Source organism: Streptomyces sp. NPDC053673, assembly GCF_055585225.1.
This window is the reverse complement of sequence record NZ_JBVJKN010000014.1, coordinates 154,038-179,165: the sequence shown is the minus strand read 5'-3', so window position 1 is coordinate 179,165 and position 25,128 is coordinate 154,038. Positions and strand designations below refer to the sequence as shown.

Below are 25,128 nucleotides of genomic sequence, written 5' to 3'. Positions count from 1 at the left end.
GGTCACCTCACGGCACGGGGCTGAAACCCGCCCTCCCTAGCGTCGGATCCACTACCCGGAGCAGCAGTGGAGGCGCGCCATGGCGAGCAGGTGGATCGAGCAGTGGGACCCCGAGGACGAGACCTTCTGGAAGGAGGAAGGGGAGCGGATCGCCCGGCGGAATCTGGTCTTCTCCGTGCTCTCAGAGCACATCGGCTTCTCCATCTGGACCCTGTGGTCGGTCATGGTCCTGTTCATGGGGCCCCAGTACGGAGTGGACCCGGCCGGGAAGTTCTTCCTGATCGCGACCGCGACCCTGGTCGGGGCGGTGATCCGGGTGCCGTACACCTTCGCTGTCGCCCGCTTCGGCGGCCGGAACTGGACCATCTTCAGCGCGCTGCTGCTGCTGCTGCCTACCGGGGCCGCATACCTGGTGATGGAGCCCGGGACGTCGTACGGGACCTTCCTGGCGGTCGCCGCGCTCACCGGTGTCGGCGGCGGTAACTTCGCCTCGTCCATGACCAACATCAACGCCTTCTACCCGTTGCGGAAGAAGGGCTGGGCCCTCGGGCTCAACGCGGGCGGCGGCAACATCGGCGTCCCGGTCGTGCAGCTCGTCGGGCTGCTGGTCATCGGCACCGCGGGCGCCATGCACCCGCGGATCGTGCTCGGCGTCTACATCCCGCTGATCGCGATCGCCGCGCTGTGTGCCGCGCTGTTCATGGACAACCTGGCGCCCGTGAAGAACGACACCGGGGCGGCCAAGGAAGCGGTGAAGGACCCGCACACCTGGATCATGTCGTTCCTCTACATCGGGACGTTCGGGTCCTTCATCGGCTACAGCTTCGCCTTCGGCCTGGTGCTGCAGACCCAGTTCGGGCGGACCCCGCTGCAGGCCGCGTCGCTGACCTTCATCGGGCCGCTGCTCGGCTCGCTCATCCGGCCGGTCGGCGGGTCGCTCGCGGACCGCTTCGGCGGGGCCAGGATCACGCTGTGGACGTTCGCCGCGATGGCCGCGGCCACCGGTGTCGTCGTCTACGCCTCCGTGATCGAGTCGCTGCCGGTCTTCCTCGTCGGCTTCATCGGGCTGTTCGTCCTCACCGGACTCGGCAACGGCTCCACATACAAGATGATTCCCGGCATCTTCAAGGCCAAGGCGCTCGCCCTCGGGATGACGGGCGAGGCGGCGGAGGCGTACGGACGCAGGCTGTCCGGGGCGTCGATGGGGCTGATCGGTGCGGTGGGCGCGCTCGGCGGGCTCGCCATCAACCTGGCCTTCCGCCAGTCGTTCCTGACCGCGGGTACGGGCACGGGTGCGTTCGTCGCCTTCCTCGCCTGCTACGCGGTGTGCTTCACGGTCACCTGGGCGGTATACCTTCGCCGGCCCGCGCCCGCGACGCAGCCCACCGCGGCCGCGGAGACCAAGCCGCAGCTCAGCTACGCCGAGGTGTGACCTGGAGTGCCTCGTAACCACGAGGAAATGCAGCCGAACCGAGCCTGTCACGCTTCCTTGCCAGGCTCGGTCGGCATGTACGACGAACAGCACGGCATCGCAGCGGTCGCCCCGCTCTCGGGCTTCACGGTCGGCGTGACGGCGGCCAGGCGCGCCGATGAACTGGGCGCGCTGCTCCAGCGCCGCGGTGCGGCCGTGCTGCACGCCCCCGCCCTGCGGATCGTGCCGCTCGCGGACGACGGCGAGCTTCTCGCCGCGACCAAGGAGCTCATCGCGCACGCCCCGGACGTCGTCGTCGCCACCACCGCGATCGGGTTCCGCGGGTGGGTGGAGGCGGCGGACGGCTGGGGCTGCGGTGAGGACCTGCTCGACTGTCTGCGCGGCGTCGAACTGCTCGCCCGCGGGCCGAAGGTGAAGGGCGCGATCCGGGCCGCGGGGCTGACGGAGGAGTGGTCGCCGAGCTCCGAGTCGATGGCCGAGGTGCTCGACCGTCTTCTCGCGGAGGGTGTCGCGGGCCGGCGGGTGGCCCTGCAGCTGCACGGCGAACCGCTCCCCGGGTTCGTGGAGGCGCTGCGGGCCGGAGGCGCCGAGGTCGTCGTCGTACCCGTCTACCGGTGGATGCCGCCGGAGGAGCTGGGTCCGCTGGACCGGCTGCTCGACGCCACGGTGTCGCGGGCGCTGGACGCGGTGACGTTCACGAGCGCCCCGGCGGCGGCCTCGCTGTTCTCGCGTGCCGAGGACCGCGGCCTGCTTCCGGAACTGCTGGACGCCCTGCGCCACGATGTCCTGCCGGCCTGCGTGGGCCCAGTCACCGCCCTGCCGCTCCAGGCGCACGGCCTGGACACGGTCCAGCCGGACCGTTTCCGTCTCGGCCCGCTCGTCCAGCTGCTGTGCGTCGAACTGCCCTCGCGGGCCAGGGCCTTGCCGGTGGCGGGCCGCCGCGTCGAGATCCGTGGCCATGCCGTCGTCATCGACGGCGAGGTGCGTCCCGTCCCGCCGGCCGGGATGTCCCTGTTGAACACCCTCGCACACCGCCCCGGCTGGGTCGTCTCCCGTGCGGACCTCCTGCGCGCCCTCCCGGGCGCGGGCCGCGACGAACACGCCGTCGAGACGGCCATGGCCCGCCTCCGCACCGCCCTCGGCACGCCGAACCTCATCCAGACGGTGGTGAAGCGCGGCTACCGCCTGGCCCTGGACCCGGTGGCCGACACCAAGTACGCGGACGCCTGACCAGCGCCGCGGCCACGTGCGCCCCGCCGCCGTGCCGCGGCCGTGCCGTCGTCGTACCGCCGTCGTGCCGCGGCCCCGGGCGGCACGCGCACGCGGCGGTCCACCGGGCACGCCGTCGGGCGCCTTCGGGGCTACCGTACGAGCATGATCGAGATCCGCGCCGTCGGGGCGGCCGATGCGGGCTCCGGCGACCGTGCGCCCGCGCTCGCCGAGGCCTTCGCGCGTAATCGGGAGTACATGAGGCCGTGGGAGCCGCGCAGGGCCGAGTCGTTCTATACGGCAACGGCGCAGGCGGCGCGGCTCGCCGACCCGAGGGCGTACCGGTGGCATCTGTTCGACGGGGACAGGATCGTCGGGGAGGCGACGCTCTCGGGGGTCGCGCTCGGACCGTTCCGCAGTGCGCATCTCGGGTACTGGGTCGACGGCGAGTACACCGGACGAGGTCTCGCCACGCGGCTGGTCGAGGAGGTGTGCCGGACCGCCCGGGAGGAGCTCGGGCTGCATCGGGTCGAGGCCGCGACCCTGCTCGGGAACGCCGCCTCTCAACGCGTCCTCGCGAAGGCGCGGTTCGAGGTCATCGGGATCGCCGCCCGGTATCTCCACATCGACGGCGAGTGGCGCGACCACCGGCTGTTCCAGCGGATCCTGCACGACGATCCACCTCCGGTCTGAGGGGTTCCGACGGCGCCTCGTCGGGGGCACTCTGAACTCATGGGCATCGGCTCGTACGAGTGGCGGTTCGATTCCGGGCGCGTATGTCTGGACCTGGTGGCGACGGCAGAGCCCGCCGCGGGCCCGGGACCGCTCGACCGGCCCGAGCGGCTCGGCCAGTGGCTGACGGCGGCCGGACTGCTGCCCGCAGGCACACCGCTCGACCCGGTCGGCCAGGACTGGGTCGACCGCTTCGCCGAACTGCGTGACTGCGTAAGCCTCCTGGTGCACGAACAGATCGACACCGGGCCGACCAGCATCCCCGGTGCCGCGCTCGACCGGCTCAACGCGCTCGCCGCCGACTCCGCCCCGCCTGCCCTCAGGGCCGTGCGCGACGACGACGGCGTCCTCGTCCGCGCCCCGCTCGCCCGGCCCGAGTGCGCCGCGATGCTCGCCGCAGTCGCCCGCGACGCTGTGGAGTTGCTCACAGACCCCGTCGCGCGCGCCCGGCTGCGCCGTTGCGAGGGCGACAACTGCCGGCGCGTCTATCTCGACACCTCCCGCGGACGGCGCCGCCGCTGGTGCTCCAGCGAGGTGTGCGGCAACCGCGAGCGGGTCGCAAGACACCGCCGCCGCACGGCAGTTGCCCGTATGTGAGGACGCGCCTGGAGAGCCCTCCGCAGTCCCGTCCCCCGGTCCGTCCGCGGACCGCTCTGAAAGATCTTGAAGAATTTCCCGGCCGCATTGAGCGGATCTCCGGTTGCCTCCGTAGAGATGGAAGACAGGAAGCAGTCAGACATCAGACAAGGTCTCGACCGGGAGGTTCAGGTGCGCAAGGATGCCGCCGTGGCCGATGACCGTTCAGGCAGGGCCCGGCATCGAGCTGTTACGCCGCGCACCAGCACCTCCGTTCCCGACGAGGAGTTGATGCGCGCGTTGTATCAGGAGCACGCCGGCCCCCTCCTCGCTTACGTGCTGCGCCTCGTCGCCGGCGACCGCCAGCGCGCCGAGGACGTGGTGCAGGAGACGCTCATCCGTGCCTGGAAGAACGCCGGTCAGCTCAATCGGGCCACCGGCTCTGTCCGACCCTGGCTGGTGACGGTCGCACGGCGCATCGTCATCGACGGTCACCGCAGCCGGCAGGCCCGGCCGCAGGAGGTCGATCCGTCGCCGCTGGAGGTCATGCCCGCGGAGGACGAGATCGACAAGGCGTTGTGGCTGATGACGCTATCGGATGCGCTTGATGATTTGACCCCTGCGCACAGGGAAGTACTCGTCGAGACGTATTTCAAAGGGCGTACCGTCAATGAGGCGGCCGAGACGCTCGGCATACCCAGTGGGACCGTCCGGTCCCGTGTGTTCTACGCATTGCGTTCCATGAAGCTCGCTCTTGAGGAGAGGGGGGTCACGGCATGAACAGGCAGGACCAGTTCGGACAGTTCGGACAGTCCGAAGAGGGCTCGGTCCATGAAACCGCGGGGGCGTACGTCCTCGGCATTCTCGACGACGCGGAAGCCACCGCCTTCGAAGCTCATCTGGCGGGCTGCGACATCTGCGCCGCCCACCTCGAAGAGTTCGCGGGCATGGAGCCGATGCTGGCGATGCTCGCCGAACCGCCCGGACAGCGGTCGGCGCCGCCGGAGCCGAATGTTCTGCCGTTCACCAGCACCCTCATGGAGCCGCCGTCCCGTCGGCCTGCCCCGGTGATTCCGGCCGCACCGAGCCCCCAGCTGCTGGGCAGGCTCGTCGACGAGGTGGCCGTCAAGCGCGCTCAGAAGCGCCGACGCGGCATGTACATGATCGCAGCCTCGGTGGCCCTGATCATCGGCGGCCCGGCCGTCGCCGTGGTGGCCACCCAGGGGGACGACCACGGCAGCAATGTCGCCGATCCCCACCCGACCAGCCCCGCCGAGGACGCCTTCTTCAACCACATGGAGGAGAAGGTCCAGGCCACGGACGCGGTCACCAAGGTCAGCGCGACGGTCGGCATGGAGAAGAAGGGCTGGGGCACCCACACCGTTCTGGAGCTCAAGAACGTCAAGGGTCCGCTCAAGTGCAATCTGATCGCCGTCTCCAAGACCGGCGAGGAGGAGGTCGTCACCTCCTGGGCCGTCCCGAAGTGGGGTTACGGCATTCCGGACAGTACAAACAAACAGGGCAAGAGTCCCCTGTACATCCATGGCGGAGCGGCGATGGACCGGAACGAGATCGATCACTTCGAGGTCCGTACCTTCGACGGAAAGCGCCTGGTGGAGGTCGGCGCCTGAGACAAGGCCCCGGTCCTGCCGCCTGACATAACGGCCCCCTTCGCGTACGGTTGACGGCTGCCCAGTGCACGTCAGAAGGGGGCCTCGGTGGCCGCGCAGGAAGCCGCTGGTACCACAGCCGACACGGTCCGTGACCGCGAGATCGGTGTCGAGCAGGAACATCTGGACCAGGTGTACCGCCGCCTCGAGGAGAAGATCCACGAGGCGGAGTTCCTGATGAACGACGCCGCCAAGCGCGGCCAGGTCGGTACGCCCGGCGCGCTGGCCGAGCGGGACGCCCAGGTGTTCCGGGCCGGTGTCCACCTCAACCGGCTCAACAGCGAGTTCGAGGACTTCCTCTTCGGCCGGATCGACCTGCTGCGCGGCAAGCACGGCAAGAAGGGCCCCGACGGCGCGTACACCTCGGTGGAGCCGGCCGAGGACGCCGTACGGGACGACAACACGGCCGAGATCGCGGAGACCCTCCACATCGGCCGCATCGGTGTGCTCGACTCCGACTACGCGCCGCTGGTCATCGACTGGCGCGCCCCGGCCGCCGCACCCTTCTACCGTTCCACCCCGGTCGACCCCGGCCGGGTGGTGCGCCGCCGGGTCATCCGCTCCAAGGGCCGCCGGGTCCTCGGTGTCGAGGACGATCTGATGCGCCCCGAGCTCAAGGCCTCCCTGGGCGGACTGGAGCTGCCCGTCATCGGCGACGGCGCGCTGATGGCCGCGCTCGGCCAGGCCCGCAGCCACACCATGCGGGACATCGTGGCCTCCATCCAGGCCGAGCAGGACCTGGTGATCAGGGCCCCCGCCGCATCCGTCACCGAGGTGTCCGGCGGGCCCGGCACCGGCAAGACGGCGGTTGCCCTGCACCGTGCCGCGTATCTGCTCTACCAGGACCGGCGGCGGTACGCGGGCGGCATTCTGGTCGTCTCCCCGACGCCGCTGCTGGTCGCCTACACCGAGGGCGTGCTGCCCTCGCTCGGGGAGGAGGGCCAGGTCGCCATCCGCGCGGTGGGGTCCCTGGTCGACGGGGTCGAGGCCTCGACGTACGACGAACCCGCGGTCGCCCGCGTCAAGGGCTCCTCGCGGATGCTGAAGGTGCTGCGCAAGGCGGCGCGCGGGGCGCTGGAGTCCGGGGACGCGCGGCGCGGCGCCGGTCGCACCGACGGGCAGCTCGCCTTCGGTGAGGAGCCGAGGGGAGCGGGCACCGGCGGTGCGTCGCCCGCGGGGCCGACCGGCCGGCTGCGGGTCGTCGCCTTCGGGCGGCGGCTGGAGCTGGAGGCCGACGAACTGCGGCGCATCCGGCAGAACGCGCTGAGCGGCACCGCGCCGGTCAACCTGCTGCGCCCGCGCGCCCGCAGGCTTCTGCTCGACGCCCTGTACGCCAAGTCCGGCGCCGCCACCCGCCACACCGATCCCGAGCTCGCGGCCGAGCTGCGCTCGTCCTTCGACGAGGACGTCACCTCCGAGGACTCGTTCATCGCGTTCCTGGACGCCTGGTGGCCCGAGCTCACCCCGCGGGGGGTGCTCGACGCGATGGCGGACGAGAGGCGGCTCGGCCGGTGGGCGCGGCGCATTCTCAACCCCGGCGAGGTGCGCAGGGTCGCCCGCAGCCTGAGACGCGACGGTCTGTCCGTGCACGACGTGGCGATCCTGGACGAGCTGCAGACACTGCTCGGCACCCCCGCCCGCCCGAAGAAGAAGCGCGAACTCGATCCGCTGGACTATCTCACCGGTCTTGAGGAGCTGATGCCGCAGCGCGAGGAGACCCAGCGCGAGCGGGCCGAGCGGCTGGCCGCGGAGCGCACCGAGTACGCCCACGTCATCGTCGACGAGGCGCAGGACCTCACGCCCATGCAGTGGCGCATGGTCGGCCGCCGCGGCCGGCACGCCACGTGGACGGTCGTGGGAGACCCGGCGCAGTCGTCCTGGTCGGATCCGGACGAGGCGGCCGAGGCGCGCGACGAGGCGCTCGGCACCCGCCCCCGCCGCCGTTTCGACCTCACCGTCAACTACCGCAACCCCTCCGAGATCGCGGAGCTCGCCGCCCGCGTGCTGATGCTCGCGATGCCCGGCATGGACGCGCCACGTGCGGTCCGCTCGACGGGGCTGCGGCCGCGCTTCACCGTGGTACGCGACGATCTGGAGCGGACCGTGCGGCAGGAGACCCAGCGCCTGCTGGACGAGGTCGACGGCACCGTGGGCGTCGTCGTCGCGATGAACCGGCGCGCGGAGGCCGCCCGCTGGCTCGCGGACCTCGGTGACCGCGCGGTGGCGCTCGGCTCGCTGGAGGCGAAGGGCCTGGAGTACGACGCGACGGTCGTCGTCTCACCCGCGGAGATCGCCGACGAGTCCCCGGCCGGGCTGCGGGTGCTGTACGTGGCGCTGACCCGCGCCACCCAGCAGCTGACGGTGGTGTCGGGGAGGCGCGACGAGCCGGACGCGGACGGGATCCCGGACCTGCTTCGGGACTGACCGGGCCCGCCGCCGGGACCGGTCCGCTGTCAACTCGCCGTACAGGAATCACCTTCTGGGAGTCTTTGTTAGCCTGTGTGTGGCACCGGCTCGATCCAAGCCCCCGGGCCCAACCTTCGTCCCTTAGAGGGACCACTTGCCGCGAGGCGAGCATGGCGGGTCGGTGCCACCCAGTACGTGTGAAGAAGAGGTCCGTGTCGCCCATCGGCGACGCGGACCTCTTCTGTTTCCCTACAACTTCTCGTATGGTGGAAAACAGTTTCCAGAAACAAAAGGACCACTATTACCTGCTACTCGCAGGTAGGTGCGAACATCGGAGGGCCCTGCCCGGCCACCGCCGGGGCGGCGCAGCAACGAAGCTAGGGAAAGCAGAGGAACTCGGCCATGGCAACGGCGCCCAGCGTCTCGTACTCGATGACGGTCCGGCTGGAGGTGCCCGCGAGCGGAACCGCCGTTTCGCAGCTCACCACGGCCGTGGAGTCCTCCGGCGGTTCGGTCTCCGGACTCGACGTCACTGCTTCCGGCCACGAGAAGCTCCGTATCGACGTCACCATCGCGGCAACCTCCACCACGCACGCCGACGAGATCGTCGAGAAGCTGAGCGGCATCGAGGGCGTCGTCCTCGGCAAGGTCTCCGACCGGACCTTCCTGATGCACCTCGGCGGCAAGATCGAGATGCAGTCCAAGCACCCCATCCGCAACCGTGACGACCTCTCCATGGTCTACACGCCGGGTGTGGCGCGCGTCTGCATGGCCATCGCCGAGAATCCCGAGGACGCCCGGCGCCTCACCATCAAGCGCAACTCCGTCGCGGTCGTGACGGACGGCTCCGCCGTCCTCGGCCTCGGCAACATCGGCCCGAAGGCCGCCCTGCCCGTCATGGAGGGCAAGGCGGCCCTCTTCAAGCGCTTCGCCGGCATCGACGCCTGGCCGCTCTGCCTGGACACCCAGGACACCGACGCCATCGTCGAGATCGTCAAGGCGATCGCCCCCGGCTTCGCGGGCATCAACCTCGAGGACATCTCCGCGCCCCGCTGCTTCGAGATCGAGGCGCGGCTCCGTGAGGCCCTCGACATCCCCGTGTTCCACGACGACCAGCACGGCACCGCGATCGTCGTGCTCGCCGCCCTGACCAACGCGCTGCGCGTGGTGGGCAAGGCGGTCGGCGACGTACGGGTCGTCATGTCCGGCGCCGGCGCCGCGGGCACGGCCATCCTGAAGCTGCTGATCGCGGCGGGCGTCAAGCACGCCGTCGTCGCCGACATCCACGGTGTCGTGCACGCCGGCCGCGCGGACCTCGTCGACGCCGCGGCCGAGTCTCCGCTGCGCTGGATCGCCGACAACACCAACCCCGAGGGCGTCACCGGCACCCTGCGGGAGGCGGTGCGCGGCGCGGACGTCTTCATCGGCGTCTCCGCTCCGAACGTGCTGGGTGCCGACGATGTCGCGGCGATGGCGGACGGCGCCATCGTGTTCGCTCTTGCGAACCCTGACCCCGAGGTGGAGCCGGCAATCGCCCGCCAGACGGCGGCAGTTGTCGCGACCGGCCGCTCCGACTTCCCCAACCAGATCAACAACGTGCTGGTCTTCCCGGGCGTCTTCCGCGGGCTTCTGGACGCCCAGTCCCGTACGGTCAACACGGAGATGATGCTGGCCGCGGCCGCGGCGCTCGCGGACGTCGTCACCGAGGACGAGCTCAACCCGAACTACATCATCCCGTCCGTCTTCAACGAGAAGGTCGCGGGCGCGGTCGCCGGAGCCGTACGGGACGCCGCGAGGGCGGCGGGCGCGGCTGTGACGGGCCCCACGTCCGCCTGACGACGGCGCGTCGCGAGTCGCGGGGTCAGGAACGCCCCTCTAGGGTGGCGGACCATGACCCCGCGACCGCCCGGCCGCGCACCACGGACGGCGGCAGGCGGCCTCTATGGCTCCGAGGAGTTTCCATGGAGTCGACGGAACGTCACCACGACGAGGCAGTGGCGCTTTTCGTGTGACTCCGGAGGGTGCCGGATTGGCTTTCCCGCCGCTGGTGGGGGCAGGATGCTCAATTGGGCGCGAGGGTCTGACAGCAGACCCGGGTCCGGGGACTGTCCGAGGGCCCTGGCAGCATCGGCTTCGATCTCACGCCTCACAGGCAAGAAGAACACGGGAGTAACAACATGAACCGCAGTGAGCTGGTGGCCGCGCTGGCCGACCGCGCCGAGGTGACCCGCAAGGACGCCGACGCCGTGCTGGCCGCTCTCGCCGAGACCGTCGGCGAGATCGTCGCCAAGGGCGACGAGAAGGTCACCATCCCCGGCTTCCTGACCTTCGAGCGCACCCACCGTGCCGCTCGCACCGCTCGTAACCCGCAGACCGGCGACCCGATCCAGATCCCGGCCGGCTACAGCGTGAAGGTCTCCGCGGGCTCGAAGCTCAAGGAAGCCGCCAAGGGCAAGTAAGTCCATGAGCGACAGGGCGGCCACCCGGACCGGGGTGGCCGCCCCTTCGTTTTCCGGGGGCTCTGCCCCCCCAACCCCCTTCCCTACGCCCTGGCGGCCGTGGGCCCACCTCAATCTCCGGAGGGGCTCAGATGAGCCCGTACGGCGATGTGCGGGCTCCAGCCGCCTCCGGCGGGCACGTAGGTGCTTCGGCCGTGTCCTCAAGCCCCGAATCCAGCCCCGCTGGGGGTCCCGTCATGCCCGTAGGGCGTAGGGGGAGTTTTGAGGCACCGGGTTCGGGGCGGAGCCCTGGCGGGGGCACGGGGCGGAGCCCCCGAATACCCGGCAAGCGCCGGACCGCCCGGTTGTCCGGGCCGTCCGGCGCTTGCCGGGTGAAGAAGGCCGGGGGCTCGCCCCGGGGAGACGGAGCCTGGTTCAGACGACGGAGCCGCGCGGGAGCTCCACCTTCGCGCCCAGTTCGACGAGCTTCTCCATGAAGTTCTCGTAGCCCCGGTTGATCAGGTCGATGCCGTGGACCCGCGAGGTCCCCTGCGCCGCCAGCGCGGCGATCAGGTAGGAGAAGCCGCCGCGCAGGTCCGGGATCACCAGATCCGCGCCCTGGAGCTTCGTCGGGCCGGAGACGACCGCCGAGTGCAGGAAGTTGCGCTGGCCGAAGCGGCAGTCCGAGCCGCCCAGGCATTCGCGGTACAGCTGGATGTGCGCACCCATCTGGTTGAGCGCGGAGGTGAAGCCCAGCCGGGACTCGTACACCGTCTCGTGCACGATGGAGAGGCCCGCGGCCTGGGTCAGGGCCACCACCAGCGGCTGCTGCCAGTCGGTCTGGAAGCCGGGGTGCACGTCCGTCTCCAGGTGGATCGCGTTGAGCGAGCCGCCCGGGTGCCAGAAGCGGATGCCCTCGTCGTCGATCTCGAAGGCGCCGCCGACCTTCCGGTACGTGTTGAGGAACGTCATCATCGAGCGCTGCTGCGCGCCGCGCACATAGATGTTGCCCTCGGTCGCGAGCGCCGCCGAGGCCCAGGACGCGGCCTCGAGACGGTCCGGGAGCGCCCGGTGGGTGTAGCCGCCGAGCCGGTCGACACCGGTGATCCGGATCGTCCGGTCGGTGTCCATCGAAATGATCGCGCCCATTTTCTGCAGTACGCAGATGAGGTCCTCGATCTCCGGCTCCACCGCCGCGTTCGACAGCTCGGTGACGCCCTCCGCCAGCACCGCCGTCAGCAGCACCTGCTCCGTCGAGCCGACCGACGGATACGGCAGCCGGATCTTGCAACCGCGAAGCCTCTGCGGAGCCTCCAGGTACTGTCCGTCCGCCCGCTTCTCGATCTTCGCGCCGAACTGTCGCAGCACGTCGAAGTGGAAGTCGATCGGCCGGCCGCCGATGTCACAGCCGCCGAGACCGGGGATGAAGGCGTGGCCGAGCCGGTGCAGCAGCGGCCCGCAGAACAGGATCGGGATCCGCGAGGAACCCGCATGGGCATCGATGTCGGCGACATTGGCGCTCTCGACGTGCGTCGGGTCGAGCACCAGCTCACCGGGCTCGTCACCGGGGCGTACCGTCACCCCGTGCAGCTGCAGCAGCCCGCGCACCACCCGCACGTCGCGGATGTCGGGAACGTTGCGCAGCCGACTCGGCTCGCTGCCGAGCAGCGCGGCGACCATAGCCTTGGGCACCAGGTTCTTGGCGCCTCGGACGCGGATCTCGCCCTCGAGCGGGGTTCCGCCGTGGACAAGCAGTACATCGTCTGTGCCGGTCATGTATCTCGCGTTCCGGAGGGGGTCCCCCCAGCGGAGCGAGGGGGAGGTCGGGCAGGGGCCAGGGGCTAAGCGTAAGGGGCGACTACCCCACTCCCGTAAGGCCAAGGGGGGACCCTCGTGCGAAATGAATCAGACACAATACGCTCCGTTCGGGCGCACATGCGGACGGTCACCATCCGCCCGTCCGGACCCGCCGCGCGCTCCCGCTGCCGCGGTGCGCCCTGAGCTGCGTCGGCTCACACTCCGCCGCCCGCTCCCCGCGGAGGGCGAAGATGCGGGATCATGTGTCGCATGACCGAGGTGTCCTCCCTCACAGGGCGGCTGCTCGTCGCCACTCCGGCCCTCGCGGACCCGAACTTCGACCGCGCGGTGGTGCTCCTGCTCGATCACGACGAGGAGGGCTCACTCGGCGTGGTCCTGAACCGGCCGACGCCGGTCGGTGTCGGCGACATCCTGGAGCCCTGGGCCGGCCTCGCCGGCGAGCCCGGCGTGGTCTTCCAGGGCGGCCCCGTATCGCTCGACTCGGCGCTCGGCCTCGCCGTCATCCCCGGCGACGAGGGGCCACTGGGCTGGCGTCGGGTGTACGGGGCGATCGGGCTCGTCGACCTGGAGACCCCGCCGGAGCTGCTCGCGGCGGCGCTCGGCTCGCTGCGGATCTTCGCCGGGTACGCGGGCTGGGGCCCCGGCCAGCTGGAGGACGAGCTGACCGAGGGCGCCTGGTACGTCGTCGAGTCCGAGCCCGGCGACGTCTCCTCGCCGCGGCCCGAATCGCTGTGGCGGTCGGTCCTGCGGCGGCAGCGCAGTGACCTCGCGATGGTCGCGACGTATCCGGACGACCCTTCGCTGAACTGAGAGGGCCCCACCCACCGCCGGGCCCTCTCCCGCCGCCCTTCAGTACCCTTGGCACCTATGAGCACTCTCGAGCCCGAGCGCGGGACAGGTACGGGCACTCTCGTAGAGCCGACACCGCAGGTGTCGCACGGCGACGGCGACCACGAGCGCTTCGCCCATTACGTCCAGAAGGACAAGATCATGGCGAGCGCCCTCGACGGCACTCCCGTGGTGGCACTGTGCGGCAAGGTCTGGGTTCCGGGGCGCGACCCCAAGAAGTACCCGGTCTGCCCCATGTGCAAGGAGATCTACGAGTCCATGGGCCCTGGTGGCGACAAGGACAAGGGCGGCAAGGACAAGTAACCGGTCCTTCCCGTCGGGGACGGCCCCCGGGGCGCGCTGCGGCGCGCCCCGGGGGCCGTTTGCGTTCTGCCTGCCGTTGCACGGGGTGCGCCCGCTGGTCACAGAGTGGTTGAGACCTCTTGTCGGCGTGTTTGCGCCGCCCTAACCTCTCGCGTGTTGTGCAATACGAAACGCTCGTTGCGTATGTTGCAACGTTAGAGGGAGGGGTCCCGTCGATGAAGCTCGCTGCCCGAATGACCGCCCCGGTCACCGCACTCGTCCTGGCCGGGGTCACCGCCACGGCGTGTGCCCCGCAGACCTCCGACAGCAGCGCGAAGACCGACGAGAAGAGCGGCACGCTCCGCGTCTGGCTCTTCCAGGAGGTCGACAACAAACCCAAGGAGCAGGTCGTCGACGCGGCGATCGCGGCCTTCCGCGGCCGGCACAAGGACGCGAAGGTCGAGGTCGAGTACATACCCGTCGACACCCGCGCCCAGCGCATCAAGGCGGCCTTCAACGACCCCGGGAGCGCGCCCGACCTGATCGAGTACGGCAACACGGACACCGCCGGTTACGTCAAGGGCGGCGGACTCGCCGATGTGAGCGCGGAGTTCGGGGCCTGGGCCGAGGCGAAGGACACCGACCCGACCGCGAAGCGGTCGGTGACGGTGGACGGAAAGGTGTACGGCGCCCCGTTCTTCGTCGGCGTACGCGCGCTGTACTACCGGACCGACGTCTTCAAGGAACTCGGCGTCCAGGCCCCCAAGACGCAGGCCGAGCTCGTGTCCACCGCCAAGAAGATCCACAAGGCGAAGCCGGAGCTGTACGGGATCGCCGTCGGCGGCGCGTACACGTACGGCGCGATGCCGTTCATCTGGGCGAACGGCGGTGAGCTGGCGTCGGAGACCGGGGGCTCGTACAAGGCGGCCATCAACAGCCCGGCCGCGCGCAAGGGCATCGAGTCCTACACCTCGCTGTTCGGCGACGACAACTGTCCGGCGGCCAAGTGCGCGTCGATGGGCGGGAACGCGACGGTGACGGCGTTCGCCTCCGGCAAGGCGGCGATGGCGATCGGCGGCGACTTCAGCCACGCGGCGGTCGAGGCGGGCGCGGTGAAGGGGAAGTACGCGGTCGTACCGCTGCCGGGAGCCACCGCCGGTTCGATCGCACCGGCCTTCGCGGGCGGCAACAACATCGGTGTGCTGAAGAGCAGTTCGCACCGCACGCTCGCCGTGGACCTCATGAAGTCCCTGGCGGGCAAGGAGACGCAGGGCAAGCTCTTCGAGGCGATGGGCTTCCTGCCGACCTACACGGATGTGCGGGCGCAGGCGGCGACGAAGGAGCCCTTCGTCAAGCCGTTCATCGACACGCTCGCCGCCGGCACCAAGTTCGTCCCCGCCTCCCCGGGCTGGGGTCAGATCGACGCCTCGCTCGTCCTGCCGACGATGTTCCAGGAGATCGTCAGCGGCAAGAAGAACGTGGCGACTGCCTCCGACGACGCGGCGAAGAAGATGGACGCGGCGTTCGCGTCCGCGGGCTGACCAATGACGACACCTGTCCCGGGGGCTGACGCCCCCGAACCCCCGGCCGCGTCGCCCGGCACCACGGAGCCTTCGGCCCCGGGTGACGCCGGGGCGATGCAGGAGGCTGTTCCAGCCCGTCCGGCGTTCGAGGGCGGGCATGCGGGCCGCGGGCTCGGTGCCTGCCGGGTTTCGCGGTCTCCGGCCGAGTTCCGCGGCTCTGCGGATGCCGCGGGTCCGCCGGTTGCTGCGGCAGCCTCGGCGGACCCCGCCACAGGCGTCGGCAAAGCCGGGACCCCGGGCGCCCGTGGCGCATCGTCGGAGGCCGTCCGCAGGACGCGCACGGTGCGGGGGCGGGGCCGCGGGGCCTGGACCCCGTGGATGTACCTCGCGCCCGCGCTCGTCGTGCTGGGCGGGCTGCTCGTCTACCCGATCTGTCAGCTCGGGCTGATCTCGTTCCTGGAGTACACCCAGGCCCAGGTCAGCGGCGGCGAACCGACCTCGTTCCAGGGGTTCGCCAACTACTCCGCCCTGTTCGGCGACAGCCAGTTCTGGCAGGTCCTCCTCGCCACCCTCGTCTTCGCCGCGGCCTGCGTCGTCGCCACGCTCGCGGTCGGGTGCGCCCTCGCCGTACTGCTCACGCGGATCCGCGCCGTGCCCAGGCTGGCGCTGATGCTCGCCGCGCTCGGGGCGTGGGCGACGCCCGCGATCACCGGCTCGACGGTCTGGGTCTTCCTCTTCGACCCGGACTTCGGCCCGGTCGACAAGGTCCTCGGACTGGGCGACTACTCGTGGACGTACGGCCGCTACAGCGCCTTCGCGCTCGTCCTCTTCGAGGTCGTGTGGTGCTCGTTCCCGTTCGTGATGGTGACGGTCTACGCCGGTATCAAGGCCATCCCGGGTGAGGTCCTCGAAGCGGCCTCGCTCGACGGTGCCTCGCAGTGGCGGATCTGGCGTTCCGTCATGGCACCGATGCTCCGGCCCATCCTGGGCGTCGTCACCATCCAGTCCGTCATCTGGGACTTCAAGGTCTTCACCCAGATCTATGTGATGACGAACGGCGGCGGAATCGCCGGCCAGAATCTCGTCCTCAACGTCTACGCCTATCAAAAGGCTTTCGCGTCCTCGCAGTACAGCCTCGGCTCGGCGATCGGCGTCGTGATGCTGCTGATTCTGCTCGCGGTCACGCTGGTCCATCTGCGGCTGCTGCGCCGCCAGGGGGAGGAACTGTGAGTGCGTTCTCCGCTCGTATCCGCGTCCGCCGGCCGTGGCGCCTCGCCGCGGAGGCGACCGCCCTGCTCATCGCCGCCGTCGTCGCCTTCCCGCTCTACTGGATGGTGCTCTCCGCCTTCAAACCGGCGGGCGAGATCCAGTCCACCGAGGCCCGGCCCTGGACGCTTTCGCCGTCCCTCGACTCGTTCCGCCGCGTCTTCGAGCAGCAGGAATTCGGCCGCTACTTCCTCAACAGCCTCTTCGTGGCCGGAGCGGTGGTCATCGCCTCCGCCCTGATCGCGTTTCTCGCGGCGACGGCCGTGACCCGCTTCCGTTTCCGGTTCCGCACCACGCTGCTGATCATGTTCCTGGTCGCGCAGATGGTGCCGATCGAGGCGCTGACCATCCCGCTGTTCTTCCTGATGCGGGACTTCGGACAGCTCAACACCCTCGGTGCGCTGATCCTTCCGCACATCGCCTTCTCGCTGCCGTTCGCGATCTGGATGCTGCGCGGCTTCGTCAAGGCGGTCCCTGATGCGCTGGAGGAGGCCGCGTACATCGACGGCGCGAGCCGTACGCGCTTCCTCTGGCAGATTCTGTTCCCGCTGGTCTTCCCGGGGCTGGTGGCGACGAGCGTCTTCTCGTTCATCTCCACGTGGAACGACTTCCTGTTCGCGAAGTCCTTCATCATCAGCGACACCTCGCAGTCCACGCTTCCGATGGCGCTGCTGGTCTTCTTCAAGCCGGACGAGAACGACTGGGGTGGAATCATGGCGGCGTCGACCGTGATGACTGTTCCGGTGCTCGTCTTCTTCGTACTCGTACAGCGACGTCTGGTCTCGGGACTGGGCGGCGCGGTGAAGGACTGACGGTATGAGCAACCATCCCTCTTTCCCCACGCCGGCGGTGGAACTGATTCCGGCTCCGGCGCGGCTGTCCGCCTCGCTGCCCGGCGGCGGCACGGGATACGTCATCGATGCGGAGACCGAGATCGAGGCGGGTCCCGGCACCGAGCGGGTCGCGCGGTGGCTGCGCGCCACCGTCGGCGCGGCCACCGGGTTCCCGCTTCCGCCGCACACGGACAACTGGAACCGCATCCTGCTGCGGATCGTCCCCTCGCTCGCCGAGGAGCTCGGCAGCCCGGAGGCGTACCGCTTCACCGCCGACGGCTACGTCGTCGCCATCGACGGGGCGAGTGAGGCGGGTGTGTTCTGGGGCGCCCAGACCTTCCGTCAGCTGCTGGGTCCGGACGCCTTCCGCCGGGCCCCCGTGGTCAGGAAGGAGGAGTGGGAAGTCCCCGCCGTCACCATCCATGACGCCCCCCGCTTCCGCTGGCGCGGCCTCATGCTCGACGTGGCCCGCCACTTCCTGCCCAAGGACGACGTCCTCCGCTACCTCGATCTCCTCGCCGCCCACAAGCTCAACGTCTTCCACTTCCACCTCACCGACGACCAGGGCTGGCGCATCGAGATCAAGCGCCATCCGCGCCTCACCGAGGTCGGCGCGTGGCGTTCCCGTACGAAATGGGGCCACCGGGCCTCCGAGTTGTGGGACGAGAAACCGCACGGCGGTTACTACACACAGGACGACATCCGCGAGATCGCCGCGTACGCCGCCGAGCGGCACATCTCCGTCGTTCCGGAAATCGACATCCCGGGCCACTCGCAGGCCGCCATCGCCGCGTATCCGGAACTGGGCAACACCGACGTCATCGACACGGCCGGGCTGTCCGTCCGGGACACCTGGGGCATCACTCCGAACGTCCTCGCCCCCACCGACAACACGCTCCGCTTCTACGAGGGCGTGCTGGAGGAGGTGCTCGACCTCTTCCCTGCCGCCGGCTCCCCGTTCATCCATATCGGCGGCGACGAGTGCCTGAAGGACCAGTGGAAGGCCTCCCCGGCCGCCCAGACCCGCATCAAGGAGCTCGGCCTCGCCGACGAGGACGAGCTGCAGTCCTGGTTCATCCGGCACTTCGACAACTGGCTCGGCGCCCGCGGCCGCCGCCTCATCGGCTGGGACGAGATCCTGGAGGGCGGGAGACGAGCCAAAGGGCGCGCCCCTGTCGAGAGTGACGAGGAGGAGGGAGCGAGGGCTCCGATCGATGTGCGGCTACCGCCGCGTGAGCGACCGCGCGACGAGGTGGGGGCACCGCCCAGCGGTAGCTGGGGGAGTCGACAGGGGGTACGAGCGCCCGGAGGCGAGACGACGGAATTGGGCCTCGCGGAAGGCGCCGCGGTCTCCTCGTGGCGCGGATACGGCGGCGGGATCGCCGCCGCCCGGGCGGGTCACGACGTCGTCATGTGCCCCGAGCAGCAGGTCTACCTCGACCACCGCCAAGCCCCCGGCGCCGACGAACCCATGCCGATCGGTTACGTACGCACGCTGGAGGACGTCTACCGCTTCGAGCCCGTCCCGCCGGAGCTGACCCCGGCCGAGGCCGCCCGTGTCCTCGGCACCCAGGCCAACGTCTGGACCGAGGTCATGCAGGACCGCTCCCGCGTCGACTACCAGGTCTTCCCGCGTCTCGCCGCCTTCGCCGAGGTCGCCTGGTCCGCGCTGCCCGCCCCGGCGGACCGTGATTTCGCCGATTTCGAGCGGCGAATGTCGGCCCATTATCAGCGGCTTGACGCGCTCGGCGTCGACTACCGGCCGCCGGGGGGCCCGTTGCCGTGGCAGATGCGTCCGGCCCCCAAAGGAATGACGGGCTGTCTCGGACGCCCGATCGAGGGGGCGCCCCCAAACGTGTGAGCCCGGCCGCAAGGGGATGTCCCGCGGGCGGGTCCCTGGGACTGTGGTGGGCCACAGGGGAAAGTCACACAAGGGATGTATAAAAGCGGCAATCCGCATGTGACTGCCATGCCGTAGCAAAACGGACGATTCCCCTTCGCAGGGATGTCCGGGACGGATGCGTCCTTCGTGGACCCTCGCATCGGTCCGCCCGGAAGATGTGCCAGAGTTGCCAAGTCCGGGCTGTGAGCACGTACGGTACGGCATCACAGGGGGACAGCCGGGACACCGGGAAGGGGCAGCTGGGTTGACCACGCACGCACCGCAGGCGGCGCAGTCCGTGACGCTGCCGGCCTCGCTCGACGAGGCCGTGGCGGCGCTCACCGCCATGCCCGCCGCCGTGCCGGTCGCGGGCGGTACGGACCTGATGGCGGCCGTCAACAAGGGCCGGCTGCGGCCCGCCGGCCTCGTCGGTCTCGGCCGCATCAACGACCTCCGCGGCTGGCAGTACCAGGACGGCCACGCGCTCCTCGGCGCCGGCCTCACCCACTCCCGGATGGGCCGGCCCGACTTCGCCGCGCTCATCCCCGCGCTCGCCGCGTCGGCCCGGGCTGCCGGTCCGCCGCAGATCCGCAACGCCGGCACGCTCGGCGGCAACATCGTCACCGCCGCCCCCACCGGCGACACCCTGCCCGTGCTCGCCGCCCTGGAGGCGGACCTGGTGATCGCCGGACCGGGCGGCGCCCGCCGTGAGATCCCGGTCTCCCACCTGCTGGCCGGCCGGGAGATGCTCGGCCCGGCCGAGCTGATCGGCTTCGTACGCGTACCGCTGCTGCACGCCCCGCAGGTGTTCCTCAAGGCCACCGGGCGCACCGGCCCCGGCCGGGCCTCGGCGTCCGTCGCCGTCGTCCTCGACCCGGCGCGCCGCGGGGTGCGCTGCGCGGTCGGCGCCATCGCACCGATGCCGCTGCGCCCGCTGGAGGCCGAGCGCTGGATCGCCTCGCTGATCGACTGGGACGGCGAGCGCGGGCTGGCGCCGGAGGCGCTGGCGGCGTTCGGGGAGTACGTGGCGGCCGCCTGCATCCCCGACCCACAGGGCGAGGAGCAGCTGCCGCCCGCCGTCCTGCATCTGCGGCGCGTGGTCGCCGCACTGGCCCGACGAGCACTGGGGAGGGCGCTGTCATGAGCTCCGAAGAGAACGCGTCGCGGAATCCCGCTCCGCACGGCGGCGGCTGGCAGCCGATCCCGGGCGGGGAGTACGACGCCGACGCCACCGCTTTCGTCCAGCTGCCGCCGGAGGACGCGCTGGACGCCCCGCTCGCGGCGCCCGGGCACGGCTATGTGCCGCCCCAGATCCCGCCCCTGACCCCGGGCGCGGATGCCGACCCCACGGCGACGGGCACCTGGACCGTGCCGCCGCAGGCGTCGCAGGGCGGCGAGGTGCACCACTGGCCCGAGCCCGCGCAGGAGCCGCAGCCCGCGCCGGAGTCCCGGGCCGACGCGCAGACCACCCACGACCCCCGTGCGACAGGGCAGTGGACGTTCCCGGAGGCCGTCGACCCGGCCGCGGGCGCCACCTTCGTCCCCGGCGCGGCCCCGGCCGCCGGTACACCGGGCGAACTCACCGGGCAGTGGACGATCCCGGTCGCCCAGGGCGACATCCCCGACGAGTCGGGCGAGTTCACGACGTCCGCGCTGGCGTCCCAGTGGGGCGGTGGCACTCCGCCGGCCACACTGCCGGGTGGGGCGACGGCCCCGTGGGCGACGACGCCGCAGCCAGCCGTTCCGGAAAGCGCCACGCCCGCCGCCGGTACGCCCGTCCCGGACGTGGCGTACCCCGCGACCCTGCCGGGCGGCGCGCCCGCGCCCTGGGCCACGGGAACGACGGGGACGTACGCCGCGGCCGAGGCGCCGGCCGAGCCGGTCGCGGAGCCGGTGACGGAGCCCGCCGCCGAGCCGGAGGCTGCCGAGCCGGACGCCGTACCCGCCCCGGAGCAGCACGAAGAGGCTCCCGCACCGGCCCCCGAACCGGCTTCCGAGGCCGGGATGCCGGCCCCCGGGAACCCCGACGCGGCGGCGGACACCGCGGAGGCCCCCGCCGGGTTCCCGAACGACGAGCACCCCCACACCTCGTACGTCCTGCGCGTGAACGGGGCGGACCGCCCCGTCACGGACGCCTGGATCGGCGAGTCGCTGCTGTACGTGCTGCGCGAGCGCCTCGGTCTCGCCGGTGCCAAGGACGGTTGCTCGCAGGGCGAGTGCGGTGCGTGCAACGTCCAGGTCGACGGCCGGCTCGTCGCCTCCTGCCTGGTGCCCGCGGCCGCCACGGCCGGTTCCGAGGTCCGTACGGTCGAGGGCCTGGCCACCGACGGCGAACCGTCCGACGTCCAGCGGGCCCTCGCCAGGTGCGGAGCCGTCCAGTGCGGCTTCTGCGTTCCCGGCATGGCCATGACCATCCACGATCTGCTGGAGGGCAACCACGCCCCCACGGATCTCGAGACCCGCCAGGCCCTCTGCGGCAACCTCTGCCGCTGCTCCGGCTACCGAGGCGCCATCGACGCCGTACGCGAAGTCGTCGCCGAGCGCGAGGCGAGCGCGGCAGCCGCCGCCGAGGGCGGCGACGAGGCCCGTGAAGCGACTCATGACGGGGCCCGCATCCCGCACCAGGCACCTCCGGGCGCCGGTAGTGTGCAGCCCCACCCGCATGACGGAGGCATGGCGTGAGCAACGACGCGGCCACCGCGACCCCGGCGGTCGACGGCCCCCAGCAGGAACCTTCCCCTGCGTTCGGCGGGGAGGCCCCGATCGCTCACGGCCTCGGCGCCTCCCTCCCCCCGGCGGACGCGCGCGCGAAGACCGAGGGCACGTTCCCCTACGCCTCCGATCTGTGGGCCGAGGGCCTGCTGTGGGCCGCGATCCTGCGCTCCCCGCACCCCCATGCCCGTATCACCGCCATCGACACCTCCGCCGCGGCCGACATGCCGGGCGTGCGGGCCGTCATCACGCACACCGACGTCCCGGGCGACGCGGCGTACGGCCGCCGGATCGCCGACCGCCCCGTCTTCGCGTCCGACACCGTCCGCCACCACGGAGAGGCGATCGCGGCGGTCGCCGCGGACCACCCAGACACGGCCCGTCTCGCCGCGGCCGCGATCTCGGTCGAGTACGAGATCCTCGAACCGGTCACCGACCCCGAGAAGGCCTTCGCCGCCGAGCCGCTCCACCCCGACGGCAATCTGATCCGCCACATCCCGCTGAGCTTCGGCGACCCGGACGCGGCCGGAGAGACCGTCGTCGAGGGCCTCTACCGGATCGGCCGCCAGGACCCCGCCCCGATCGGCGCCGAGGCCGGACTCGCCGTGCCCCGCCCCGACGGCGGCGTCGAGCTCTACACCGCCTCCACCGACCCCCACACGGACCGGGACCTGGCCGCGGCCTGCTTCGGACTCTCACCCGAACAGGTAAAGGTGGTGGTCACCGGCGTCCCGGGCGCGACAGGCGACCGCGAGGACCCGGGCTTCCAGATCCCGCTCGGGCTGCTCGCCCTGCGCACCGGCTGCCCGGTCAAGCTCACCGCCACCCGCGAGGAGTCCTTCCTCGGCCACGCCCACCGCCACCCCACCCTGCTCCGCTACCGCCACCACGCGAACGCGGAGGGCCGCCTGGTGAAGGTGGAGGCGCAGATCCTGCTCGACGCGGGCGCGTACGCCGACTCCTCCTCCGAGTCCCTCGCCGCCGCCGTCGCCTTCGCCTGCGGACCGTACGTCGTTCCGCACGCCTTCATCGAGGGCTGGGCCGTACGCACCAACAACCCGCCCTCCGGCCATGCGCGCGGCGAAGGCGCGATGCAGGTGTGCGCGGCGTACGAGGCCCAGATGGACAAACTGGCCGCGAAGCTGGGCCTGGACCCCACCGAGGTCCGCCTCCGCAACGTCCTCGCGACCGGCGACATCCTCCCCACCGGCCAGACCGTCACCTGCCCGGCGCCGGTCGCCGAACTCCTCCAGGCCGTCCGCGACTTCCCGCTCCCCGCCCTTCCCAAGGATGCCCCCGAGGAGGCCTGGCTCCTGCCCGGCGGCCCTGAGGGCGCGGGCGAGCCGGGAGCGGTGCGCCGCGGCGTCGGCTACGCGCTGGGCATGGTCCACATGCTCGGAGCGGAGGGCACGGACGAGGTCTCCACGGCCACCGTGAAGGTCCACGACGGCGTCGCCACGGTCATCTGCGCGGCCGTCGACACCGGCCAGGGCTTCGCCACCCTCGCCCGCCAGATCGTCCAGGAGACGCTGGGCATCGACGAGGTCCACGTCGCCTCGGTCGACACCGACCAGCCCCCGGCGGGACCGGCCACGCACGGCCGTCACACCTGGGTCTCGGGCGGCGCGGTCGAGCGGGCCGCGAAGATGGTCCGCACTCAGCTCCTCCAGCCCCTGGCCCACAAGTTCGGCATGTCCACCGAACTGCTGCAGATCACCGACGGCAAGATCACCTCGTACGACGGTGTCCTCTCCACGACGGTCACCGAGGCGATGGACGGCAAGGAACTCTGGGCCACCGCCCAGTGCCGCCCGCACCCCACCGAGCCCCTCGACGACCACGGCCAGGGCGACGCCTTCGTCGGCCTCGCCTTCTGCGCGATCCGCGCCGTCGTCGACGTCGACATCGAACTCGGCTCCGTACGCGTCGTCGAAATGGCCGTCGCCCAGGACGTCGGCCGCGTCCTCAACCCCGCCCAGCTCGCCACTCGTATCGAGGCGGGCATCACCCAGGGCGTCGGCGCGGCCCTCACCGAGAACCTCCGCACCGCGCGCGGCCTGGTCCGCCACCCGGACCTGACGGGCTACGCCCTCCCGACCTCCCTGGACGCACCGGACATCCGCATCGTCAAACTCGTCGAAGAACGCGACGTGGTGGCCCCCTTCGGCGCGAAGGCCGCGAGCGCGGTCCCGGTCGTCACCTCCCCGGCCGCCGTCGCCTCGGCGGTCCGCGCGGCGACGGGCCGGCCCGTCAACCGGCTGCCGATCCGGCCACAGGCGGCGGTGGCTGCGCCGAACGCGTAGCGGGACGCCTCGGCACGGGCCGGGGGCGGACACCCCACGACCCACAACGGTCACACGCCTCCCGACACCGCCGTCACGGTCTCGTTCTGCAGCAGGAACAGCCGCTTGCCGTCCGATGTCAGCTTCAGGGACTTGGTGCTGTGCTGGGGGTGGGTCCAGGCCTGCTTGCCGGTGTCCTTGTGGAGGGCCACGGCGTCGAACGACTTGGGGTCCTTGCCGGTGACGTCGCAGACGTAGTCTCCGAGGATCTCGGGGCGGGTGCTGGGCAGGGGTACGCCCCTGATGTCGGTCGCCCAGATCTTCGCGCCGTCGCTCAGACGGCGGCAGTGCAGCGTCCACGACGCGGCCACGTACAGGCGATCCCCGTCGACGGTGGGAGTGGACCAGTCGGAGCCGTCGGGCGCGGCGCGGACCGTCCACACGTCCTTGCCGTCCTTGAGCCGGACCACCCTCAGCGGTCCGCCGCCCAGGACGACGGTGTCGCCGTGGATCACCGGCATCGCGCCCCAGCCGCCCGCCTTGCGCCGCTCCCACACCTGCCGTCCCGAGCGGGCGTCGAGTGCGGTGATGTCCCCCTCGTGCGAGGAAAGGACCAGGTGCTTCCCGCTCGCGGTGGCATAGCCGAAGCCGAACACGGTGGGGACGGTCCACAGGACCTTGCGGGTCTTCGTGTCGAGGGCGCGGATCTTCTTGTCGCGCGTCAGGACGTACAGCGTCTCGTCGTTCGCCGCGAGGAGCGTGGCGGCCTCGATCTCCGCGGACCACTGCTCCTTGCCGGACGACGGGCTGAGGGCGTGCACCGCACCGCCGGCGTCTCCCGCCACGATCTGACCGCCGGGCAGTACCAAGAACTCCGAGGACGGGGTGATGTTCGGCGACTCCCACTTCTTCCGGCCGTCGCCCGCCCCGTAGCCGACGAGTCCTCCGTCCTTCGCTCCGAAGACGACGACGTCGTCGACGACGAGTGCGGGAGGGCTCCAGGGATCCGCGACCGCCAGCGGACCCCAGGCGCGTGTTCCCGCGGGAGCCGCCTTCGCGCTGTTCTTCGGTGACGGCCCGCTCGGTTCCTCCTCACCGCTCATCAGCCAGGCGGCCGTGCCGCCTCCGGCGGCCAGTACGGCGGCTCCGGCCGCGAGCCCGGTCAGGAACCTGCGGCGGCCGGGAGGCTGCGCCACGACCGTGCCGGGGAGCGTCGAC

The 25,128-nt window shown here is 71.3% G+C and carries 20 protein-coding genes; 18 read left to right on the top strand and 2 right to left on the bottom strand.

The features are described from left to right. Positions 1-79: 79 nt before the first annotated feature. From ACZ6ZQ_RS21355 to ACZ6ZQ_RS21315, 9 genes are all read left to right on the top strand, one after another. Entirely contained in the window at positions 80-1,432 is a 1,353-nt protein-coding gene (locus tag ACZ6ZQ_RS21355; protein ID WP_469770076.1) for a nitrate/nitrite transporter, read from the top strand. A 75-nt stretch (positions 1,433-1,507) separates the two neighbouring features. After that, positions 1,508-2,662 (top strand): uroporphyrinogen-III synthase, encoded by a 1,155-nt coding sequence (locus ACZ6ZQ_RS21350; protein WP_469770075.1) that lies wholly within the window; start codon positions 1,508-1,510, stop codon positions 2,660-2,662. 144 nt (positions 2,663-2,806) lie between these two features. Then, positions 2,807-3,334: a GNAT family N-acetyltransferase gene (locus ACZ6ZQ_RS21345; RefSeq protein ID WP_469770074.1), complete on the top strand. Its 528-nt coding sequence runs from the start codon at positions 2,807-2,809 to the stop codon at positions 3,332-3,334. 39 nt (positions 3,335-3,373) lie between these two features. Next, on the top strand, positions 3,374-3,970 hold the full coding sequence (locus ACZ6ZQ_RS21340; RefSeq protein WP_469770073.1) for a CGNR zinc finger domain-containing protein: 597 nt from the start codon (positions 3,374-3,376) through the stop codon (positions 3,968-3,970). A 117-nt stretch (positions 3,971-4,087) separates the two neighbouring features. After that, positions 4,088-4,729 carry a sigma-70 family RNA polymerase sigma factor gene (locus ACZ6ZQ_RS21335; protein ID WP_453664053.1) on the top strand — a complete coding sequence of 214 codons (642 nt, stop codon included), beginning with the start codon at positions 4,088-4,090 and terminating at the stop codon, positions 4,727-4,729. Next, positions 4,726-5,580, top strand: a complete 855-nt coding sequence (locus ACZ6ZQ_RS21330) for an anti-sigma factor family protein (protein ID WP_469770072.1) — start codon at positions 4,726-4,728, stop codon at positions 5,578-5,580. The genes ACZ6ZQ_RS21335 and ACZ6ZQ_RS21330 overlap by 4 nt, the downstream gene beginning before the upstream one ends. Positions 5,581-5,667: 87 nt before the next feature. Beyond that, complete coding sequence (locus ACZ6ZQ_RS21325) at positions 5,668-8,043, top strand: HelD family protein (protein ID WP_469770071.1); 2,376 nt, start codon at positions 5,668-5,670, stop codon at positions 8,041-8,043. A gap of 384 nt (positions 8,044-8,427) precedes the next feature. Further along, positions 8,428-9,861, top strand: coding sequence for an NAD-dependent malic enzyme (locus ACZ6ZQ_RS21320; protein ID WP_469770070.1), 1,434 nt, complete (start codon positions 8,428-8,430; stop codon positions 9,859-9,861). Positions 9,862-10,202: 341 nt separating this feature from the next. Then, positions 10,203-10,484 (top strand): HU family DNA-binding protein, encoded by a 282-nt coding sequence (locus tag ACZ6ZQ_RS21315; RefSeq protein ID WP_003954777.1) that lies wholly within the window; start codon positions 10,203-10,205, stop codon positions 10,482-10,484. A gap of 414 nt (positions 10,485-10,898) precedes the next feature. Here the strand turns inward: ACZ6ZQ_RS21315 and murA are convergent, their stop codons facing one another. After that, entirely contained in the window at positions 10,899-12,239 is a 1,341-nt protein-coding gene (murA, locus tag ACZ6ZQ_RS21310) for a UDP-N-acetylglucosamine 1-carboxyvinyltransferase (RefSeq protein WP_453668886.1), read from the bottom strand. Positions 12,240-12,530: 291 nt separating this feature from the next. Here murA and ACZ6ZQ_RS21305 point away from each other — a divergent pair, with 291 nt between their 5' ends. From ACZ6ZQ_RS21305 to ACZ6ZQ_RS21265, 9 genes are all read left to right on the top strand, one after another. After that, positions 12,531-13,091: a YqgE/AlgH family protein gene (locus ACZ6ZQ_RS21305; RefSeq protein WP_469770069.1), complete on the top strand. Its 561-nt coding sequence runs from the start codon at positions 12,531-12,533 to the stop codon at positions 13,089-13,091. A gap of 57 nt (positions 13,092-13,148) precedes the next feature. Beyond that, positions 13,149-13,433, top strand: coding sequence for a DUF3039 domain-containing protein (locus ACZ6ZQ_RS21300; RefSeq protein ID WP_030010729.1), 285 nt, complete (start codon positions 13,149-13,151; stop codon positions 13,431-13,433). Positions 13,434-13,648: 215 nt separating this feature from the next. Beyond that, positions 13,649-14,953 carry an extracellular solute-binding protein gene (locus ACZ6ZQ_RS21295; RefSeq protein WP_469770068.1) on the top strand — a complete coding sequence of 435 codons (1,305 nt, stop codon included), beginning with the start codon at positions 13,649-13,651 and terminating at the stop codon, positions 14,951-14,953. A 360-nt stretch (positions 14,954-15,313) separates the two neighbouring features. Next, entirely contained in the window at positions 15,314-16,165 is an 852-nt protein-coding gene (locus tag ACZ6ZQ_RS21290) for a carbohydrate ABC transporter permease (protein WP_469770067.1), read from the top strand. Further along, positions 16,162-17,013 carry a carbohydrate ABC transporter permease gene (locus tag ACZ6ZQ_RS21285; RefSeq protein ID WP_469770066.1) on the top strand — a complete coding sequence of 284 codons (852 nt, stop codon included), beginning with the start codon at positions 16,162-16,164 and terminating at the stop codon, positions 17,011-17,013. The genes ACZ6ZQ_RS21290 and ACZ6ZQ_RS21285 overlap by 4 nt, the downstream gene beginning before the upstream one ends. Before the next feature lie 4 nt (positions 17,014-17,017). Further along, positions 17,018-18,895, top strand: a complete 1,878-nt coding sequence (locus ACZ6ZQ_RS21280; RefSeq protein ID WP_469770065.1) for a beta-N-acetylhexosaminidase — start codon at positions 17,018-17,020, stop codon at positions 18,893-18,895. A gap of 286 nt (positions 18,896-19,181) precedes the next feature. Further along, entirely contained in the window at positions 19,182-20,060 is an 879-nt protein-coding gene (locus tag ACZ6ZQ_RS21275) for an FAD binding domain-containing protein (protein WP_453665372.1), read from the top strand. Then, positions 20,057-21,598 (top strand): 2Fe-2S iron-sulfur cluster-binding protein, encoded by a 1,542-nt coding sequence (locus ACZ6ZQ_RS21270; protein ID WP_469770064.1) that lies wholly within the window; start codon positions 20,057-20,059, stop codon positions 21,596-21,598. Before ACZ6ZQ_RS21275 ends, ACZ6ZQ_RS21270 begins: the two co-directional genes overlap by 4 nt. Beyond that, positions 21,595-23,931, top strand: coding sequence for a xanthine dehydrogenase family protein molybdopterin-binding subunit (locus ACZ6ZQ_RS21265; RefSeq protein WP_469770063.1), 2,337 nt, complete (start codon positions 21,595-21,597; stop codon positions 23,929-23,931). The genes ACZ6ZQ_RS21270 and ACZ6ZQ_RS21265 overlap by 4 nt, the downstream gene beginning before the upstream one ends. A gap of 50 nt (positions 23,932-23,981) precedes the next feature. On the opposite strand, the gene ACZ6ZQ_RS21260 is transcribed toward ACZ6ZQ_RS21265, so the two are convergent. Further along, positions 23,982-25,128, bottom strand: a 1,147-nt coding sequence (locus tag ACZ6ZQ_RS21260; RefSeq protein WP_469770062.1) for a PQQ-binding-like beta-propeller repeat protein, incomplete at its 5' end; no start/stop codon positions are given.

Coding starts and splice junctions, on each gene's coding strand:
- ACZ6ZQ_RS21355 (WP_469770076.1), top strand. CDS start 80: ATGGCGAGCAGGTGGATCGAGCAGTGGGACCCCGAGGACGAGACCTTC.
- ACZ6ZQ_RS21350 (WP_469770075.1), top strand. CDS start 1,508: ATGTACGACGAACAGCACGGCATCGCAGCGGTCGCCCCGCTCTCGGGC.
- ACZ6ZQ_RS21345 (WP_469770074.1), top strand. CDS start 2,807: ATGATCGAGATCCGCGCCGTCGGGGCGGCCGATGCGGGCTCCGGCGAC.
- ACZ6ZQ_RS21340 (WP_469770073.1), top strand. CDS start 3,374: ATGGGCATCGGCTCGTACGAGTGGCGGTTCGATTCCGGGCGCGTATGT.
- ACZ6ZQ_RS21335 (WP_453664053.1), top strand. CDS start 4,088: ATGGAAGACAGGAAGCAGTCAGACATCAGACAAGGTCTCGACCGGGAG.
- ACZ6ZQ_RS21330 (WP_469770072.1), top strand. CDS start 4,726: ATGAACAGGCAGGACCAGTTCGGACAGTTCGGACAGTCCGAAGAGGGC.
- ACZ6ZQ_RS21320 (WP_469770070.1), top strand. CDS start 8,428: ATGGCAACGGCGCCCAGCGTCTCGTACTCGATGACGGTCCGGCTGGAG.
- ACZ6ZQ_RS21315 (WP_003954777.1), top strand. CDS start 10,203: ATGAACCGCAGTGAGCTGGTGGCCGCGCTGGCCGACCGCGCCGAGGTG.
- murA (WP_453668886.1), bottom strand. CDS start 12,239: ATGACCGGCACAGACGATGTACTGCTTGTCCACGGCGGAACCCCGCTC.
- ACZ6ZQ_RS21305 (WP_469770069.1), top strand. CDS start 12,531: ATGACCGAGGTGTCCTCCCTCACAGGGCGGCTGCTCGTCGCCACTCCG.
- ACZ6ZQ_RS21300 (WP_030010729.1), top strand. CDS start 13,149: ATGAGCACTCTCGAGCCCGAGCGCGGGACAGGTACGGGCACTCTCGTA.
- ACZ6ZQ_RS21295 (WP_469770068.1), top strand. CDS start 13,649: ATGAAGCTCGCTGCCCGAATGACCGCCCCGGTCACCGCACTCGTCCTG.
- ACZ6ZQ_RS21290 (WP_469770067.1), top strand. CDS start 15,314: ATGTACCTCGCGCCCGCGCTCGTCGTGCTGGGCGGGCTGCTCGTCTAC.
- ACZ6ZQ_RS21280 (WP_469770065.1), top strand. CDS start 17,018: ATGAGCAACCATCCCTCTTTCCCCACGCCGGCGGTGGAACTGATTCCG.
- ACZ6ZQ_RS21270 (WP_469770064.1), top strand. CDS start 20,057: ATGAGCTCCGAAGAGAACGCGTCGCGGAATCCCGCTCCGCACGGCGGC.